We start from the raw sequence: 14754 nt of genomic DNA on the forward strand, positions 1-14754 counted from the left end.
GAAATATCCCGGCTGTTCTCGAACAGCTTGAGTTTGCGCACCTTGACCCCGTCCTTTTGCTGACGGTAATCCAGCGCATAGTTGGTGGCGTAGTGTTCGTGTCCGGTTGTAAGGATTTCCTGATCCGGGCGCACATGAATGCCGCCGTAGATCAGCGACAAGCCTTCGGTGGTGCTGCCGGTGAGGGCGATTTGTTCAGGCTTGGCGTTGAGATATCGTCCGGCCCAGACACGCACTTCCTGCTCACGTTTTTCTGTTTCACCGAGATCCCAGTCCATAGCCCGGCCAGGGTTGCGGTCGAGGTTGGCGCGGTGCCGTTCAATGGCCTCGCGTACCGGTTTTGGGTGCGAGGTCACCAGAAAATTGGCGAAGTGCAAATAGTCCGGATCCTGATCGAACAGTTGGCGCAGTTGCGCCCATTTGTCCTTCGGCAAAGGCTGCGCAGTGGCAGCCCGTGCAGGCAGCATCACAGCGCTGCTCAGGGGCAGGCCGGCGGCGAGAATACCGGCCTGCTTGAGGAATGAACGACGGTTGGTCATCAGCAAGGTTCGCTTGTGCAAAGAGGAAATCAGTTTTTCGCCACCGGCCGGGAAGATTTCTGCACCTGATCCCAGACCCGCAGGAAATTGCCGCCCCACAGCTTCGCGATATCGGCCTCGCTGTAGCCGCGACTGAGCAGCTCGGCCGTGACGTTGCGGGCTTCGCTGACATCCTTCCAGCCCTCGACGCCGCCGCCGTCGTTGAAATCGGAGCTGATGCCGACGTGGTCGATGCCGATTTTCTTCACCGCGTAATCAATCGCGTCGCCGTAGTCCTTGAGCGTGGCTTTCGGTTCTTCGTCGACAATCGCGTAGAGCTGGCTGGCGTACTCGCCGAAACGTTGCTCGGACCAGACGGTGATCACCGGGTCGCCGGGCATCAACGCCATTTCCAGGCCTTGCAACGGTTGCAGGTCGAAGCGGGCGCGCAGGGCGTTGAGTTTGTCTTGGGTGGTTTGGCTCAAGGGGCGGATGTAGGTCGGGAAGCCGACAATCTGCACCACGCCGCCGCTGTTCTTGATCAGCTGCATTTCCGGGTCACTGAGGTTGCGCGGGATGTCCACCAGCGCACGTGGCGCCGAGTGTGAAGCGACCATCGGCGTGCGGCTCAGCTGGGCGACTTGCTCCAGCGCCTTGGTCGACATCTGCGAGACATCGATGATCACGCCGAGGTCATTCAGACGATGCACCGCTAGTTTACCGATGTCCGACAGGCCGCCGAGGGCATCGCGCGAATCATTGAAGAACGGCAGTGGACGCGATGAGTCAGCCCACGCGTTGTTGCCCACGTAGCTGAAGCCGAACATGCGCATACCCCGTGCGGCCCATGTGTCCAGTGCGTTCAGGTCGTTGCCCAAGGGATAGGCGTTGAGCATGCTGATGAATACCGCGAACTTGCCTTCGCCGTGCAACCGGCGGAAATCGTCCGGGGTGTAGGCGATGGCGACTTGATTGGGGAAGTCGCGGACCATGGCGCTGATGATTTTGTAGCGGGTTTCTTGCTCGAACCGGGCTTCGTCGATGAAACCTTCGGTAGGGCGATGCGGGGCGTTGGCGCCGTTCCAGATTTCTGGCCAGCCGAAGATGGTCAGGGCCGCGCCGGACAGGCGTCCGCGACCGGTCTTGACCAGGTCGAACTGGCCGCTACCATCCTTGTCGGCTTCATTGCCGGCGGTCCCGAAGTCCAGCGGCACGGTGACGTGACTGTCGAACGAGAGGATGCGAGTTTGCAGTTCATCGGCCTGTTGCATCACCTTGACCGGGTAACCGGGGTTGTCATTGAACCAGTGATCCCAGACCGCGTAGCCAGCACCGGCGCTGATCGCCAGCGCGAGGGGCACGCCGAGGTAAAGCGCCTTTTTTGAACGTGGTTTTGTCATGTTCATCTCAGTCAGGTTCGTTGCCCCCGAGTGGGCGTGGGGGCTTTGCTATCTGGGAGAAACGAGTCATTGAGATAGAAATTTAGTGGGGCTGACGGCCTCATCGCGAGCAGGCTCGCTCCCACAGGTGATCTGCGGTGTTCACACAATCCTTGTGGGAGCCAGCCTGCTGGCGATGCTTTGATCGTTCCCACGCTCTGCGCGGCAATGCACCCCGGGACGCTCCGCGTCCCTTCTAGAGCCGAACGCGGAGCGTCCGTTGAGGCATTCCCACGCGGAGCGTGGGAACGATCGTTGGGGCCGCAATACTCTTAAATTTTCGGAGGGGGTGAACGTTCTAGCTTGGATAAAGCCTGCTTCAAGGCTGACACAGGTAGGGCAATGACGATTTCTCGACGAGGGTTCATGGCAGGCCTGGCGCTGACCGGTGCCGCCGTGCCTGCGGCTTTTTATGGGCATCGTGAATGGACGAAGCCGGACCCGACGATTACTCCCGGCGAAGCTTCATTTGATGTGGCGGATGTCGCCGGCCAACGGCTGGCGGACACGCTGCGCGGCGTCTGGCAGATTCGTTTTGAGGGGCTAGACGCCGGTATTGAAGGTTTGCCGCGCGACGGTCTGGAGCTGTTTCTGGACGTCGGCCACAAAGGGCGCGGACTGATCGGCTTTCTCGACACCGCCGAGCGTTTGCGTTCCAGCGAAACACCGCGCTATCGAGTGCTTGGCGATCTGGCCGAGGCAAAGGCGGCGCAATTGAGCTGGCGGCTGGTCGATGCCAACTCGGCGGAAGGCACCGCCGATTACGAATTCAGCATGGCGCTGGACGAAGTCTGGGCCGGTTTCGGCAATGCCGGCAGCGGCACGCTCAGCGGTCGGGTGTTGAACCTCGATCGTCCGCTGATGATGACTGCGCAGGACAATCGCTTTATCGCTGTCAAACGGGTATTCCCCGAAGCCCGCGAGCGTGCCGGGCTTGACGCGCCGCTGCTGGCCTGGCTGACTTCACCCGAGCATCGACTGTTTCACCAGCTCTGGCATGCCACTCGGGACAAATGGCACACCTTGGCCGAAGACAAGCGCAATGCCCTGCGCGGCCTCGGCTGGCAGCCCGGCCCACGCGATATGGAGCGCGATGCCCGTGGTGCACACAAGGATCGCAACGGCTCGGGCGTGGACTTTTTTTTCATGCACCGGCACATGCTTGGCACGGCGCGGTCGATGCAGGACTTGCCGTCATGGCCACACTTCCCTTTGCCTCAACCCGAATTGGCCCGTGATCGTGTCGGCTTTGCCCACTACTTTGACAACCACGACGGCACCGCACTGCCGCCGACGTGGTTGGCCGACGACGATGCCGAATACTCGAAATGGGTCAGCGATATAAAGACCGCCGAGACCTACCACAGTAATTTCCAGGTCTGGGAGTCTCGCTACCGCGACCCGCGTTATCTGGCGAAGTTGACTCTGGGACAGTTCGGCTCAGAGGTTGAATTGGGCCTGCACGACTGGCTGCACATGCGCTGGGCCTCGGTACCACGGGATCCATCCAATGGCCAGCCGGTGCCGTTCGCCCGGGATCCGGCGGACTTCTCCACACGCTGGTTTGCGCCGGAAAACGACTTCCTTGGCGATCCGTTTTCATCCCACGTGAACCCGGTGTTCTGGCATTTCCACGGCTGGATCGATGATCGGCTGGACGACTGGTTTCGCGCGCATGACCGTTTTCATCCGGGGGAGGTGAGTCGACTGGAGGTTAACGGCGTGCCGTGGTTTTCGCCGGGGCGTTGGGTGGAAGTCGCTGATCCGTGGTTGGGGCCGAGCACTCATGGTTGCAGCACCACCCCGGGGTTGCAGGCGGGAAAGTCAGTAGAGATGGACCCGGAAACCATGAAGCTGGCGTTGCGGATAACGTTTGGCGAGGACGAGAAGAAGCTGGCGGATTTGTTTCGCAAGGTGCCGCAGCGACCGTGGTATGCGCGCCATTTGAAGGCTAAGCCTCTTACTACATGATTGTTCCCACGCTCCGCGTGGGAATACAGCCCGGGACGCTCTGCGTCCCTCCAAGAGCCGAACGCAGAGCGTCCGTTGAGGCATTCCCACGCGGAGCGTGGGAACGATCATCACAAAACCTACCACCCCCCACCCAATGCCTTGTACAACGCGATACTGGCCTGCAACCGCGACAACCGCAGCTGCACATTCAGATCCTGCGCCGCATATAGCGTGCGTTGCGTCTCCAGCACCGTCAGCAAATCCTCGGCCCCAGCCTGGTAGCGGCTCTGAGCGATATCGAACGCGGTCTGCGCCTGCTTCAGCTCTTCACCTTGCCATTGCCGCTGTTCATCCAGCCCGCGAATGCTGTTCAACGCTTTTTCGACGTCGGCGAATCCGTTGATGATCGCGCTGCGATACGATTCCAGCAGCTCTTCCTGACGGGCCGTGGCCTTGTCGCGCTCGGCGCCGAGGCGACCATTATTGAAAATCGGTGCGACCAGACCTGCGGTCAGGTTGTAAAACGGGTTGCGCAACATATCGGCGGCGCGGTCGGCGCCCGAGCCGATTTCAGCGCTCAAGGTCACGGTCGGCAGCATCGCGGCGCGGGCCACGGTGACATTCGCCTGTGCCGCCTCCAGTTGCGCTTCGGCACGGGCAATGTCCGGGCGACGTTGGATCAGTTCACTGGGCACGCCAGCGTCAATGGTCGGCCATGACAGTTGATCGAAATGTTCCAGGCTCACCGGCAATTGCTGCACCGGCAGGCCGAGCAGGGCCGCCAGGCTGATCGAAGCATCCTGAGCCTGTTGCTGCACCAGCGGCAGTTGCCGTTGTTGCGCCGCGACCAGGCTTTTTTGCTGGGCCAGTTCCAGCGCGGTTGCCGAGCCTGAGTCGAATCGGGTCTGCACCAGCTTCAACACGTTCTGCGCATTCGTCAGGTTCAACTCGGCAATGCGGCTCTGTTCGCGCAGCGACAAGGTTTGTGCGTATCCGCTGGCAACGCTGCTGAGCAGGGTCAATTCCACTGTAGCCTGATCGTATTGGCTGGCCTGCAAGGCAAACTGTGCGCTGTCGCGGAACGCGCGCTGGCCGCCCCAGAAATCGATTTCGTAGCTGGCGCTGAGGTTGGCGTTGAAGTAATCCACGGCGCTGTTGTCGCTGTCGGCATCGAGTTGGCTATAGCCATTGCCGCGCAGCAGTTTTTGCCGGTTGGCATTCAACCCCGCTGTGACTGTCGGCAGCTGCGAACCGCCGGCCACCACGGTTTCCGCCTGCGCCTGACGCACCCGGGCGATGGCGGCGGCGAGATCGAAACTGCCGACACGTGCCTGTTCGATCAGTTGATCCAGCTGCGGGCTGCCGAACTGCCTCCACCATTGCTGGTTGCTACGGGTCGTGCCTTCATCGTGCGGTGATTGCCACGCGGCGGGCGGTTGGAGGCCGCTGTCCGGGCGCTGGGCGGGAGTGCCGCAAGCACCGAGCAACAGGCAGAGCGTCAACAGACTGAGTGGCGGCTTCATGGAAAGATTATTCACTGGTAAGGGCCGTGACCGGGTCGAGTCGGGCAGCTTTGCGGGCCGGCATGAAGCCGAAGACAACACCGGTGACCAGGGCGCAGCCGAAGGCGCCGAGCACCGCTATCAAGGAGAACGCGACAGCAACTTCGCTGAGAATCAGCACGCCGCCGACCATCAGCGCGAGGGCGATCCCGGCCAGCCCGCCGACCAGCGAGAGCATCACTGCTTCGGTCAGAAACTGCCGCAGGATGTCGCGTTGCCGGGCACCGGTTGCCATGCGGATACCGATCTCGCGGGTGCGTTCGCGCACCGTCATCAGCATGATGTTCATCACGCCAATCCCGCCGACCAGCAGCGAAATCGCGGCAATCGAACCGAGCATCAGTGACAGGGTGTTTTGCGTGCGCGCTTCGGCCTGGATCATTGCGGCGTTGTTGGTCAATTCGAAATCCTTCTTGCCGTTGTGAAGGCGCAGCATCAGTTGCTCGATGGCTTTTTCGGTCTCTTTGACCTTGCGCGCATCGGCGGCGGCGATGGCGATGTATTCGGGGTTATGGGTGCCGAACAACCGGACGCTGGCGGCGGAATAAGGGATGGCGATGCGGTCGTCGCTGTCCGAGTCGCCGGAGCTGGCGCCTTTTTCCGCGAGCACGCCGACCACCTGGAACGGCACGTTTTCGATCAGAATGTATTGGCCGATGGGGTTGGCCACGTCCTTGAGCAATTTGGTCCGCACCTTGTGCCCAATCACCGCGACCGCCGCGGCGTTTTGTTCATCGGCCTCGGTGAAGTAGCTGCCTTCGACCACCGGCCAATTGAAGATCGCCGGAAAATTGGTGTCGTTGCCACCGACGTAACTCAAGTGGTCGAGGTTACCGAAGCGCACCCCGGCTTCCTGGCCATTGACCGGCATGATCCGCATCACCTGCGGCAGGCTGGCCACCGCCGCCACGTCATCGAGGGTGACGATGCCCAGCGCTGTACGCGGGTTGGGTGCCGAGCCGCTGAGGTAAATGATGTTTGAGCCGAAGGCGCCCATCTGCGCCATGACTTGCCGTTTGCTGCCTTCACCCACTGCGAGCATGACCACCACCGACGCCACGCCGATGATGATCCCCAGCAGCGTCAGCGCAGTGCGGAAGCGGTTGATCCACATCACTCGCCACGCCGCTTGCACCGCATCGACCAGTTCGCCTTTCCACGCCCCGGTGGCTTCGGCGCCTTCGCTCAGGCGTTTGCGCAAGTCCACGGCTTGCAACGCGCCGGGATTGGCTGAGGCCTGCACCTGCGGGTTGTCGCGAGCGCTGTCGCTGATGATCAGGCCATCGCGAATTTCGATGATGCGTTTGGCCCGGGCCGCCACTTCACGATCGTGGGTGATCAGGATCACCACGTGGCCCTGGCTCGCCAGCTCATCGAGCAAGGTCATGACCTCGGCGCCGCTGTGGCTGTCGAGGGCGCCGGTGGGTTCGTCGGCGAGGATGATATGCCCGCCGTTCATCAAGGCGCGGGCGATGGAGACGCGTTGCTGCTGGCCGCCAGAGAGTTGATGTGGACGATTACCGGTGCGAGAGGCCAGGCCGAGGCGGTCGAGGAGGGCGGCGGCGCGGGCGTGGCGTTCGGCTGCTGGAGTACCTGCGTAGATGGCCGGCATCTCGACGTTTTCCTGGGCCGAGCCGGACGGAATCAGGTGATAGCCCTGAAACACAAAACCAAAGGCTTCGCGGCGCAGCCAGGCCAGTTCGTCACTGTCGAGACCAGCGACGTTTTCCCCGGCGAAACGGTATTCGCCCGAAGTGGGGCGGTCGAGGCAGCCGAGGATGTTCATCAGCGTCGACTTGCCGGACCCGGATGCGCCGACAATCGCCACGAACTCCCCGGCATGGATGGACAAGTCGATGCCGCGCAGCACATGCACTTCGGGAGAGTCGCCGCCGCCGTAGGCTTTGCGGATGTCTTGCAGGTCGATCAGGGGCGTCTGCATTCAGCCGCCACTCCCTTCGGCCGGGCCGATCAGCAAGTGATCGCCTTCCTGCAAGCCATCGAGGATCTGCACCCGCAGGCGATCACTGATACCGGTGCGAACTTCGCGCTGCTCGATGCTGCCGTTCTTGGCCACGACGTGCGCGGTCTGGTTGCCCGGTTCCACGCCGCTTTGCAGCGCGGCAATGGGCGCGGTGAGTACATTTTTGGCCTGGTCGGACACGAAAAACACCTGTGTCGTCATTTCTGCCATGAGCGCGTTGTCGGCGTTCTCGACGTCGAGCAACACGGTGTACAGCACCACGCGCGCGCTGCCGCTTTTGCTCGAACTGGCCGGGCTGCCGCCGCCCTGACTGGTCTGGTCCAGTGGCTTGGGCGGTACGGGCAGAATCTGCCGTACGGTGCTGCTCCAGCGACGATTGCCACCGCTGAGGGTGGTGAACCAGGCGTTCATGCCGGGTTTGACGTGRCCGATGTCGGCTTCGGAAACCTCGGCCCAGACCGTCATCGGCGACAGCTTGGCGATGCGCAGAATCAGCGGAGTTTGCTGCTGGGCATTGAGCGTCTGGCCTTCGCGGGCATCGAGGGCGACCACGGTGCCGGACATCGGTGCGTAAATGCGGGTGTAGCCCAGTTCGGCCTGATCGCTGCGCAGGCTGGCTTCGGCCTGACGGATCTGCGCCTGGAACATGTCGATGCGGGCCTGGGTGGCGCGCAGTTCGGCCTGAGCAGTTTGCACATCTTCTTCGCGGGTGGCGCCGCCGGCCTTGAGGTTCTGTTGGCGCTGGTATTTCTGCCGGGCGAGTTCGTGCAGCGCCCGTTGCTCCTGGAGCTGCGCCTTGAGGTTTTCGATGGAGAAGCGCCCGGCGTCGAGTTTGGCCTGTTGCGTGGACGGGTCGATTTCCACCAGCAACTGACCTTCCTGGACCACGTCGCCGACCTCCACATGAATCTTGTGGATCTGCCCGGACGCCTGAGCGCCGACATCGACATAACGCCGAGGTTGCAGCGTGCCCAACGCGGTGACGCTGCTTTCGATGTCGCCACGGCTGACGGGCACGGTGGCGAATGTGTCGCGACCAGGCGGGATGATCTGCCAGGTGGCGACGGCGATAACGGGGATCAGGCTAAGTGCTACAAGCAGGGCGCGTCGGGTGTGTCGGGGACGTTTCATGCAGGGTTCCGGCCAATGGATATCGGCCCGTCGTTCAACCAGCGCGCAGACAATGGCGACGGCCGAACGCTGTCGGGGAAGGTGACAGAGACGGGGAGCTGTCCTGTAAACGAGGAGGGGGACGAGGAATTTAGGTCCCGACACATAGGGTTACACCTGTAGCTATTTATCGAGTAAGGCAAACCAATACTTTAAATCTACATGAGAATTACTATAAATTACGCGTCTCGAACTGCCACTATCGTGCCACTGCCTATTTCGGCGGTCGACGAGGGGGCTCAAGGACAGAAACCGTATCCGTGCGGCCGGGAGTCATGTTGGAAAACTACTATCGCGAGCTGGTGTGTTTCCTGAACGCCAAGCTAGGCAACCGCCAGGTGGCCGAAGATGTGGTGCATGATGCCTACGTGCGGGTACTGGAGCGTTCCAGCGACACCCCCATCGAGCAACCCCGGGCGTTTCTGTATCGCACCGCACTCAACCTGGTGATCGACGACCATCGGCGCAATGCCCTGCGTCAGGTCGAATCGCTGGAAGTGCTCGACACCGAAGAACGCTACTTCACGCCATCTCCGCACAATTGCCTCGATCACGGCCAGCGCCTGCAAATGCTCCAGCGTGCCCTGGCGGAATTGTCACCCCTGTGTCGCGACAGTTTTCTGCTGCGCAAGATCGAGGGGCTGTCGCATCCGGAAATTGCCGAACACCTGGGCATTTCCCGGGCACTGGTGGAGAAGCACATCGTCAATGCAATGAAGCATTGCCGGGTGCGGATGCGTCAGTGGGACGCCCATTGATCACTGCTCATTAAATTTTATTTCACTGTCCTCGTTCCTACTCAACAGACGACCTGCTGACCTGCCAAGACTGGTCTGGTCACTTAGGCTTATTCCCCGCGGTTGAGGGGTTCATCCAGAGGACACTGGAAATGACACAGGCAATTGCATCGCCCATCGTTCACGACCTGATTGGCGTCGGTTTCGGCCCTTCGAACCTGGCGCTGGCCATTGCTCTGCAAGAGCGTGGGCCGAGCCAAGGCGAGCTGGATGTTCTGTTTCTCGACAAGCAGGCGGACTATCGCTGGCACGGCAACACCCTGGTGACCCAGAGCGAATTGCAGATCTCCTTCCTCAAGGACCTGGTGACGCTGCGCAATCCGACCAGCCCGTATTCCTTCGTCAATTACCTCAAGCATCACGGTCGTTTGGTGGACTTCATCAACCTCGGCACCTTCTATCCGTGCCGCATGGAATACAACGACTACCTGCGCTGGGTCGCCGCGCAATTTGAAACGCAGAGCCGTTACGGCGAAGAAGTGCTGACCATCGAGCCGGTGCTGCACAGCCAGCAAGTCGAAGCGTTGCGGGTGATCTCGCGCGATGCCCAGGGTCAGCAGCATGTTCGCACCACTCGTTCAGTGGTGGTCAGCGCCGGCGGGACACCGCGCATTCCGCCAGCGTTCAAGTCGCTCAAGGATGACAACCGAGTGTTTCACCACTCGCAGTATCTGGCGAAAATGGCCAAACAACCGTGCGTGAACAACCAGCCGATGAGCATTGCCATCATCGGTGGCGGGCAGAGCGCTGCGGAAGCGTTCATCGACTTGAACGACAGCTTCCCGTCGGTGCAAGTCGACATGATCCTGCGCGGTTCGGCACTGAAACCGGCGGATGACAGCCCGTTCGTCAACGRAGTGTTCTCGCCGGAGTTCACCGACCTGGTGTTCCAGCAAGCCCACAGCGAGCGCGAACGCCTGGTCAACGAGTACCACAACACCAACTATTCGGTAGTGGACATTGACCTGATCGAACGCATCTACGGCATCTTCTATCGCCAGAAAGTCTCGGGCATCGCTCGGCATGCGTTCCGCACCTTGACCACGGTTGAAAAAGCCACCGCCACCGAGGGCGGGATCGAGCTGGCGGTGCGCAACAATGCCACGGGTGAAGTCACGGTTCGTCRTTACGACGCCGTGGTCCTGGCCACCGGTTATGAGCGGCAGATGCACCGCAAATTGCTGGCGCCGATGGAACAGTACCTGGGAGATTTTGAAGTTGATCGCAACTACAAGCTGATCACTGATGAACGCTGCAAGGCCGGCATCTATATGCAGGGCTTCTGCCAGGCAAGCCATGGGTTGAGCGACACCTTATTGTCGATCCTGCCGATTCGGGCGGATGAGATAGCGGGTTCGTTGTATGAACATGGCAAACACCGTGGGCATGGCCGGTCGGTAGTGGACTTATTGTTAGCCACTGCCAGCTGAGAATTTCGGCACCGGCGAGGCCGCCATCGTCGGAACGCGGCGTTCCGACGATGAGGCCTTCAAGAGCAGCATAATTCTTGAGTTCCGCCCCCTTCCTGAAGATCCCCGCATTTCCCCCATCCTTCGTCCTTTTTTCGACTTCTCAGCAAAAATCGCGACGTAAGACCGACGCCAACCGAGCCTGATCCGCACGCTGGATCGACAGCCGCTTGGCTGGCTGTTGAAGCCGCTCGTTATTTTAGGAAATTTCCGCGAAAACCTGCGACGTTTCCTAACGAGGCGGGCGCTCGATTAGCGGCAACTCGATCCCCCTCCCGCCATCGCCGAGACAATCACCATGCCCTTCCTGCCGCTCCGTGTTTTAGTGCTTGAAGATCACGCCTTCCAGCGTTCAGTCGCGGTCAAGATGCTGCAAGCGCTGGGCTGCGGCGAGGTCTTTCAGGCTAGCGACGGAGCCAGGGCGTTGGCAGTTTTGCAAGCGGTCGGTGCGGTTGATATTGCCCTGTGCGACTTGCAGATGGAGGGCATGGATGGCCTGGATTTTTTGCAGCGCGTAGGTGCAACAGGGCAGGTCAAAGCGTTCATCATCAGCAGTTCACTGTCCGGCGATCTACGTCCAAAATTCAACCTGCGCACCACGCAAGTCTGTGGCGTGGAAGTGCTTTGTCGTGGGATGTGGATGATGGGGTGCCGGTTGTCGATCGATGACTTTGGTACAGGGTTTTCCTCGCTGCAACGCCTGTGTCAGTTGCCGTTTAACGAGATCAAGCTTGATGGCGAGTTCGTCCGCACATTGGAACATGAGCCGCGATGTCGGGCGGTGATCAGCAGCACCTTGGAACTGGGTGAATCGTTGGGCATGTCGGTGGTGATCGAAGGCATCGAAACCGATGCTCAACGCCAGCAACTGTTGGCTCTTGGGTGCCCCGTGGGACAGGGCTACTGGTATGCGAGGCCGATGAGTGGCGAGGGGTTTTTGCGCTGGCTGAGACAGCGCGACGAATCACAGATCCGGCCATGAGCCCTCGATAATTTCGGAAAAGGTAATGAATTTTTAGGAAAAATCCTACATCAACCGTTCCGAGGCTTCCGTAGCCTTACGCCCCACATTGATACCCAGCGGACCTCACTTTGACGAACAAAGCTTTACGAATCCTGATTGCCGATGATCAACACTTTCACAGGATGAAGGTCGAGCGCCTGTTCAACCATTTGGGTTACTACCGCGTGGCACCGGTTCAAAACCTTGAAGAACTGTTGACCCTGATCGAGTACGGTTGCGAACCCTTTGACCTGGTGCTCATCAATGCTTCCCTAGCCGCTGGATCATTGGACCTGCACGTGTTCTTCCTCGACAACTGCCAGGTGCGTCATACCCTGATTTTCAATGACCAGCCTGCGCAATTGGCGCCGATACCATTCTGCGTAAAACAGACGATTCATGTGAGTCCACAGGCGCTACCTGACCTGGTGTGCATCCAGCACCTGATGTCGAGCATCGATCCGTCGATGCCAACACGTCATCGCCTGTCGGTGCAATACCCGCAAACAGTGGGTTGATTCGAGGCGCCCGTTCGTCGGAACTGTCATTTCTGACAGGTACATTTAACCACCCGGTCATGCAAAAGTTTCCATGCCGCTGCTGTGTCTATTCCGGTCCTTTCCGGCGCGCAGTCTGGCCTCATCGTCGATCATTTGCACAGGGAGTTTCCATGAAGTCAGTGCTGATTGTGGACGATCATCCGGTAGTTCGCGCCGCAGTCAAACTGGTACTTGAGCGGGAAGGTTTCAAACTGATTCATGAAGCCTCCAGCGTCGGTGAGGCGTTGGTGATACTCCGTGAGCAAAACGTTCATCTGGTGATTCTTGACCTGGTGATGCCCGGCGGTAACGGGCTGGATGTGCTGGAGCGAATCAAAGTCAGCAACTTGTCGTGTGTGGTGCTGGTATTCACATCTCTTGACCCGCTGTTTTTCCAGGAGCGTTGCATGCGCGCCGGGGCCTTGGCCTATGTCGGCAAGACCAACGACCTCAGTCAGTTGCACAAGGCGATACACGCGTTGATGGCCGGGTACACCTATTTCGCGCAGCTGCCCAGTGCATCAATGGACGCGCTGCAGCAAAGTGAAAAACAAATGATCGAAAAACTCTCCAACCGTGAACTGACCATCCTCCAGTACCTGGCCCGGGGGACCACAAACAAGGCCATCGCCGAGTTGATGCACCTGAGCCACAAGACGGTCAGTACCTACAAGACCCGATTGATCGAAAAGCTTGGCGTGAAGGCGGCCGTGCACCTGCGCGATTTCGCCATACGCAATCACTTGATCTGAGGCTGCCTGAACGTGCGTATTCTGTTGTGCGCCTTAATGCTATGCCTGGTGCCGCCGACGGTGGCCGCCAAGCAAGATCAACCGAAGTCCTTGCAGCTGCTGGGGCGTTCGACGGTGGAGGGCTACGACGTCCAATTGGATGAGAACGACCGGCAATGGCTGCGCAGCAAGCGTGTCCTGCGTCTTGGGGTGAGCGGGTCGGATTACCCGCCCTTCGAAGTCACGCGCAATCACGATGAGCTGGAAGGCATCACTGCCGATTACGCCCAATTGATTGCGCAACTGTTGAACATCCCCATTGAAGTTCAGCGTTATGGCACGCGGGAAGCGGCCATGGAGGCCTTGAAATACGATGCGCTTGATTTACTCGGGACCTCGAATAATTTCGAAGCGGCCGACCCCGAGTTGATTCTTTCCGGTTCCTATGCTGAAGATCAACCGATGCTGGTCACCCGACTGGAGGAGCGCATGCCCGAGGATCTGGCGGGTAAACGCATCGCCATGGTCGATGACTATCTGCCTGCACGAACGGTCGAAACGTTTTATCCCGGGGCGAGTCTGCAACGTTATCCATCGGCACTCGATGCGCTTGGCGCCGTGGCGTATGGGCAAGATGACGTGTACCTGGGAGACCTCATCAGCGCCAGCTACCTGATCAACAATAATTACCTCAATGATGTTCAGTTGATGGGACCATCCGGCCTCGACGCAAACCCGTTCGGATTTGCTCTGGCCAGGGATAACCTGCGTCTGAAAGAAATCATCGACAAGGCATKGGCGGCTATCCCTTTGGATCAACGGGCGGCTATCGATCAGCGCTGGAGCGCCGGCAAAGTCAACAGGTTGAGTCAGTCTCGAGTCAATTTGAGCGCCAGTGAACAACAATGGCTGGACCGTCACCCACAGGTAAATATCGGGGTGGTCGAGAACTTTGCGCCGCTGACATTCYTCAATGCCGAGGGGCAATTCAGCGGGTTGACCGCGCAACTGCTCACGCTGATCAGTCAACGCAGCGGTTTGAACTTCAATGTGCTGAGGGGCCGGTCCCTTGACCAACAGATTCAACGACTCAAAGCAGGCGAGATCGATGTTTTACCCGCCATCATTCCGGCCACCGAAGGTGTCTCGGATCTGCACTTTACCAGCCCCTATGTGACCAATCCGTACACGCTGGTCAGTGCCAACACGCCCGACAGCCCGAAATCTCTGGATGACTTGGCCGGTAAACGACTGGCGATTTATCACAGTCACCCGGTACGCGCATTTATCAAGGCACGGGTACCCGATGTGCACATGGTGGATGTTGACGACCCGGCGCAAGGTCTGGAATTGGTCCAGGCTGTGTGAAAACGCACTGAGTACGTCAAAAACTGAGAGTTGCGTGCGTTACCTGCGAAATCGGCAGGCGAAAGCGCGAATTGCCWTATCCAACTACATAGGCATTCGTGATGCTGCTTGGGCCGCGTCAGCGGCACAAACAGCCGCTCATGGACGATCAAACGGCTGGATTCACGCCCTGATCGCTTCAAGCAGTCCTGCGATGCCGAAGATGCTCATCATCCGTTTGA

General features: G+C 59.7%; 12 protein-coding genes and 1 pseudogene. 8 read left to right on the forward strand and 5 right to left on the reverse strand.

Annotated features, from left to right (window positions below; genetic code table 11):
* Together AC1DRJ_RS10020 and pvdM are read right to left on the reverse strand one after the other, a co-directional pair.
* Positions 1-539 (reverse strand): aminotransferase class V-fold PLP-dependent enzyme (locus AC1DRJ_RS10020; protein WP_477801995.1); only part of this gene is annotated, 539 nt, incomplete at its 3' end.
* Between the two features lie 29 nt (positions 540-568).
* Positions 569-1918, reverse strand: a complete 1350-nt coding sequence (pvdM, locus tag AC1DRJ_RS10025; RefSeq protein ID WP_477801996.1) for a pyoverdine-tailoring dipeptidase-like protein PvdM — start codon at positions 1916-1918, stop codon at positions 569-571.
* 381 nt (positions 1919-2299) lie between these two features.
* On the opposite strand from pvdM, the gene pvdP reads away from it, so the two are divergent.
* Positions 2300-3928, forward strand: coding sequence for a pyoverdine maturation tyrosinase PvdP (gene pvdP / locus AC1DRJ_RS10030; protein ID WP_477801997.1), 1629 nt, complete (start codon positions 2300-2302; stop codon positions 3926-3928).
* A 119-nt stretch (positions 3929-4047) separates the two neighbouring features.
* On the opposite strand, the gene AC1DRJ_RS10035 is transcribed toward pvdP, so the two are convergent.
* The 3 genes from AC1DRJ_RS10035 to AC1DRJ_RS10045 are packed head-to-tail and all read right to left on the reverse strand — an operon-like array spanning position 4048 to position 8587.
* Positions 4048-5433 carry an efflux transporter outer membrane subunit gene (locus AC1DRJ_RS10035; protein ID WP_477801998.1) on the reverse strand — a complete coding sequence of 462 codons (1386 nt, stop codon included), beginning with the start codon at positions 5431-5433 and terminating at the stop codon, positions 4048-4050.
* 7 nt (positions 5434-5440) lie between these two features.
* Positions 5441-7414, reverse strand: a complete 1974-nt coding sequence (locus tag AC1DRJ_RS10040; protein WP_477801999.1) for a MacB family efflux pump subunit — start codon at positions 7412-7414, stop codon at positions 5441-5443.
* Positions 7415-8587, reverse strand: a complete 1173-nt coding sequence (locus AC1DRJ_RS10045; protein WP_477802000.1) for an efflux RND transporter periplasmic adaptor subunit — start codon at positions 8585-8587, stop codon at positions 7415-7417.
* Positions 8588-8901: 314 nt separating this feature from the next.
* Here AC1DRJ_RS10045 and AC1DRJ_RS10050 point away from each other — a divergent pair, with 314 nt between their 5' ends.
* From AC1DRJ_RS10050 to AC1DRJ_RS10080, 7 genes and pseudogenes are all read left to right on the forward strand, one after another.
* Positions 8902-9384: a sigma-70 family RNA polymerase sigma factor gene (locus AC1DRJ_RS10050; RefSeq protein ID WP_150778124.1), complete on the forward strand. Its 483-nt coding sequence runs from the start codon at positions 8902-8904 to the stop codon at positions 9382-9384.
* A 131-nt stretch (positions 9385-9515) separates the two neighbouring features.
* On the forward strand, positions 9516-10853 hold the full coding sequence (locus AC1DRJ_RS10055; RefSeq protein ID WP_477802001.1) for a lysine N(6)-hydroxylase/L-ornithine N(5)-oxygenase family protein: 1338 nt from the start codon (positions 9516-9518) through the stop codon (positions 10851-10853).
* A 337-nt stretch (positions 10854-11190) separates the two neighbouring features.
* Complete coding sequence (locus AC1DRJ_RS10060) at positions 11191-11874, forward strand: EAL domain-containing protein (RefSeq protein WP_477802002.1); 684 nt, start codon at positions 11191-11193, stop codon at positions 11872-11874.
* 110 nt (positions 11875-11984) lie between these two features.
* Positions 11985-12413, forward strand: a complete 429-nt coding sequence (locus tag AC1DRJ_RS10065) for a chemotaxis protein CheY (protein ID WP_477802003.1) — start codon at positions 11985-11987, stop codon at positions 12411-12413.
* A gap of 152 nt (positions 12414-12565) precedes the next feature.
* Positions 12566-13186, forward strand: a complete 621-nt coding sequence (locus AC1DRJ_RS10070; protein WP_477802004.1) for a response regulator — start codon at positions 12566-12568, stop codon at positions 13184-13186.
* 12 nt (positions 13187-13198) lie between these two features.
* Positions 13199-14521, forward strand: a pseudogene (locus AC1DRJ_RS10075) (transporter substrate-binding domain-containing protein); the annotation flags it as partial.
* 46 nt (positions 14522-14567) lie between these two features.
* The coding region (locus AC1DRJ_RS10080; protein ID WP_477802005.1) for a hypothetical protein at positions 14568-14754 on the forward strand (187 nt) is incomplete at its 3' end.

The organism is Pseudomonas sp. P5_B2 (genome assembly GCF_056400445.1).

Coding starts and splice junctions, on each gene's coding strand:
- AC1DRJ_RS10040 (WP_477801999.1), bottom strand. CDS start 7,414: ATGCAGACGCCCCTGATCGACCTGCAAGACATCCGCAAAGCCTACGGC.
- AC1DRJ_RS10070 (WP_477802004.1), top strand. CDS start 12,566: ATGAAGTCAGTGCTGATTGTGGACGATCATCCGGTAGTTCGCGCCGCA.
- pvdP (WP_477801997.1), top strand. CDS start 2,300: ATGACGATTTCTCGACGAGGGTTCATGGCAGGCCTGGCGCTGACCGGT.
- AC1DRJ_RS10050 (WP_150778124.1), top strand. CDS start 8,902: ATGTTGGAAAACTACTATCGCGAGCTGGTGTGTTTCCTGAACGCCAAG.
- pvdM (WP_477801996.1), bottom strand. CDS start 1,918: ATGACAAAACCACGTTCAAAAAAGGCGCTTTACCTCGGCGTGCCCCTC.
- AC1DRJ_RS10035 (WP_477801998.1), bottom strand. CDS start 5,433: ATGAAGCCGCCACTCAGTCTGTTGACGCTCTGCCTGTTGCTCGGTGCT.
- AC1DRJ_RS10060 (WP_477802002.1), top strand. CDS start 11,191: ATGCCCTTCCTGCCGCTCCGTGTTTTAGTGCTTGAAGATCACGCCTTC.